The organism is Kitasatospora sp. NPDC007106, from assembly GCF_040634455.1.
Taxonomy (GTDB): Bacteria; Actinomycetota; Actinomycetes; order Streptomycetales; family Streptomycetaceae; genus Kitasatospora; species Kitasatospora arboriphila.
Genome location: NZ_JBEYFP010000752.1, coordinates 1 through 2,809, shown reverse-complemented (window position 1 = coordinate 2,809; position 2,809 = coordinate 1). Strand labels below are relative to the sequence as shown.

Genomic DNA, 2,809 nt, shown 5'->3' with positions numbered 1-2,809 from the left:
GTCAGCTCGGCCCGCCGGGCGCGCCGCTGCTCGACCGGCAGCCCGAGGACGTACCCGGCCAGCCGGGTCAGCGGCATCCGTGCGAGGTCCACCGCGACGGCGTCCGCCCCCGCGGCGCGGGCCGACTCCTGAAGCCGCAGCCGCTCCAGCCGGGTCATCCGGGGTGCGATCCGCTCCAGGAAGGCCGCCCGCGGGATCCCGTGCTTCGCCGCGAAGCCCTCGGCCACGGTGTACGGCAGCTCGTACACCGCCGACTTCTGGTAGTGCGCCCGCCGCCAGGCGTCCAGCAGCGGCGATTCGAAGGAGCGGCCCTGCCGCGACTTCTCCCCGCCGAACGCGAAGTCGCCCAACTCCGGCCCGGGCGGCGCCAGGTGCGCGTGCCGCAGGGCCGTGCGGAAGCCGCCGCGGTACTTCACCGCGTCCAGGGCGGCGTCGGGCCGGGCCGCGATCCAGTCCCGGACGACCGCGCGGGTGCGCCGGTTGTTCACCCCGGCCCGGCGCAGCTCGGCGAAGAGCCGGTACACCCGCTGCGGCGGCATCAGCGCCAGGCGCCGGGCGATCAGCCGGCCCTCGGTGCGGCGCTGCGCGTCGGTGGCCTCCCGCGAGGTCTCCAGCAGCCGGCGGACGATCATCGCCGCGTTGTGGTCGTTGACGTCCAGGGCGAGCACCGCCGCGTACAGGTCGCGGTAGTTGCCGAGGATGTACGCGTGCAGGAAGTCCAGCGACAGCCGCTGCTCGGCCGCGTCGGTGTGGAACTCGCGCTGGCCGGTGGCCGTGACCGCCGCGTTCACGAACAGCAGCACGTCCTCGGCGGCGACCAGATCGCCCGGCGTCTCCATGGTTCAGCCCCCGTCGGTGTGGCGGGCCGGCCGGGGAATGGGGGCACGAGCTGCGAATTATCGCGGTAAAGGCGCCTTCCGGAAGTCGCACCGGAGTCCCGCGGCCGGCCGCCGGACGACCGTAGCAGACCGGCCGGCGCGAGCGCTGCTGACTATTCGTCAGCAAGTTCCGCCGATTGTATTGACGGTGTACCGACATGGACCTACAAGAGTAAGGAGCTCCGGTGCCCCCATCCGTCCGGAGCGGCGAACGTGCGTCTTCTCGAACCCCCTCACCGAGGAAGAGGCCCACCCATGCGCTCATCCAGCCGCCCCGCCCTGCTCGCCGCCGCCCTGCTCGCGACCGCCGCCGCCGGTCTCCCCGTCCTCTCCGCCCCGGCCGCCGCCGCGCCCCGGCCGGCCGCCGCGGCCGTCCTCACCAGCGGGGACGCCACCGGCGACGCCGTGGCCGCGGGCGACGTGCTCTCGGCACCGCTCGCCGCGACCACCCGGGCCACCTTCTACTCCACCGCCACCAGCACCACCGGAGTCACCTGCGGCACCTCGCAGTTCACCGCCACCGTGCTCACCAACCCCGCCGCACCCGGCACCGCCACCGAGTCCCTCACCGGCATGGCCTTCGGCTCGTGCACCAGCAACGTCACCGGCGTCACCGCGGTGAAGAGCCTGACCGTCGGAAACCTGCCCTACACGGTCGCGGTCGACGACACCGCCGGGTACCCCGTCACCCTCACCGCGGGCCCGGCCGGGCCGATCCAGGCCACCGCCGTGCTCGCCACCTGGTTCGGCACCATCACCTGCAGCTACCAGCTCGGCGGCGCCTTCACCGGCGCCGCCGACAACACCGCCCACAGCCTGGCCTTCCACAACGAGCACTTCGCCAAGAGCGGCGGATCTGGCCTGTGCCCCGCGGACGGATACTTCTCCGCCACCTACGGCCCCGTCACCGACACCGGCCGGCCCGGCAGCCCCGTCGTCCACGTCAACTGACCGCGCACACGCGTCACGCGGAGGCGGAGGGGCACCTGCCGTGCCCCTCCGCCTCGCGGTCGGCGCTCCACCCGGTCACGCGGTCACGGGATCAGGCGTCCGAGCCGTTGCGGCCTCCCGCGCGGCCCGTCCAGGTCGGCTCGACCACCGCCCAGTCCGTCTGCCACTCCTCCTCCGCCCGGCGCTGCAACCGGCTGCGCCGCACGCTGTACCCGACCGCGCAGGTGAGCGCCACAGCCGCCCAGCCGCCCAGCACGACGAAGCCGGTGGTCGCCACGATGTCCGAGGTCGACCGCGGCCCCCCGGCGGCCCGGCCCGCATCGTCCACCCACACCCTGACCTGCGAACCCGGCCCGGCCGAACTCGGCACCGCCGCCTGCTCCGTCACCGTGTGCCCGGCCGGGTACGTCCACGTCGCCATTGCCCGGTAGCCGCCCGCCGGTGCCCCGGAGGCGCTCAGGTCCGCCTGCTGCGGCTCGCTGCGGACCACCGCCGGCACCCGGTGCAGCCGGGCCGCCGCCCGCGCCGCGTCCGCCTGCGCCGACCAGTACATGAACAGCGCCGCCGCCCCCGCGCCGGCCGCCGCCACCACCACGGCCAGCCACGCGGCCAGCAGGGCCCGGCTCCGCGACCGGTCCACCGGCCGCCGCAGCGGCCCGGCGTCCGCGCCGACCGCCAGCCGCAGATGCACCACCAGGCGCCGCCACCGGGAATTCCCGCGGCGGCCGGGGAAGTGGGTGCGCATAGTACGCCTCCTACCGCCGGCTTCGGACTCAAGCGTCTCTCCAACCGGCCCCACCGGCACCCCGCCACGCGTACCACCCGTCCACCTCCCCCCACCCGGCCCACCCCCACCTGCGGCGATCCCCGACCGGTGCCGACGGTCACGCACGGTCGCCGCGGCGGGCCGGACGTTCGCGAACCGTGCTGCCCGGGCCGCATCGTCGCCCGTGCACGACCGCACCCGGGCGCGGCTGCCC

Annotated in this window: 2 protein-coding genes and 1 pseudogene; 1 reads left to right on the top strand and 2 read right to left on the bottom strand. The window is 75.4% G+C overall.

Features of this window, described 5'->3' with window-relative positions; all coding sequences use genetic code 11:
* A pseudogene (locus tag ABZ641_RS31865) lies at window positions 1-839 on the bottom strand (hypothetical protein); the annotation flags it as partial.
* 294 nt (window positions 840-1,133) lie between these two features.
* On the opposite strand from ABZ641_RS31865, the gene ABZ641_RS31860 reads away from it, so the two are divergent.
* Entirely contained in the window at window positions 1,134-1,829 is a 696-nt protein-coding gene (locus ABZ641_RS31860; protein ID WP_359987450.1) for a Tat pathway signal sequence domain protein, read from the top strand.
* A gap of 91 nt (window positions 1,830-1,920) precedes the next feature.
* On the opposite strand, the gene ABZ641_RS31855 is transcribed toward ABZ641_RS31860, so the two are convergent.
* Window positions 1,921-2,574: a hypothetical protein gene (locus tag ABZ641_RS31855; RefSeq protein ID WP_359987447.1), complete on the bottom strand. Its 654-nt coding sequence runs from the start codon at window positions 2,572-2,574 to the stop codon at window positions 1,921-1,923.
* Window positions 2,575-2,809: the final 235 nt, after the last annotated feature.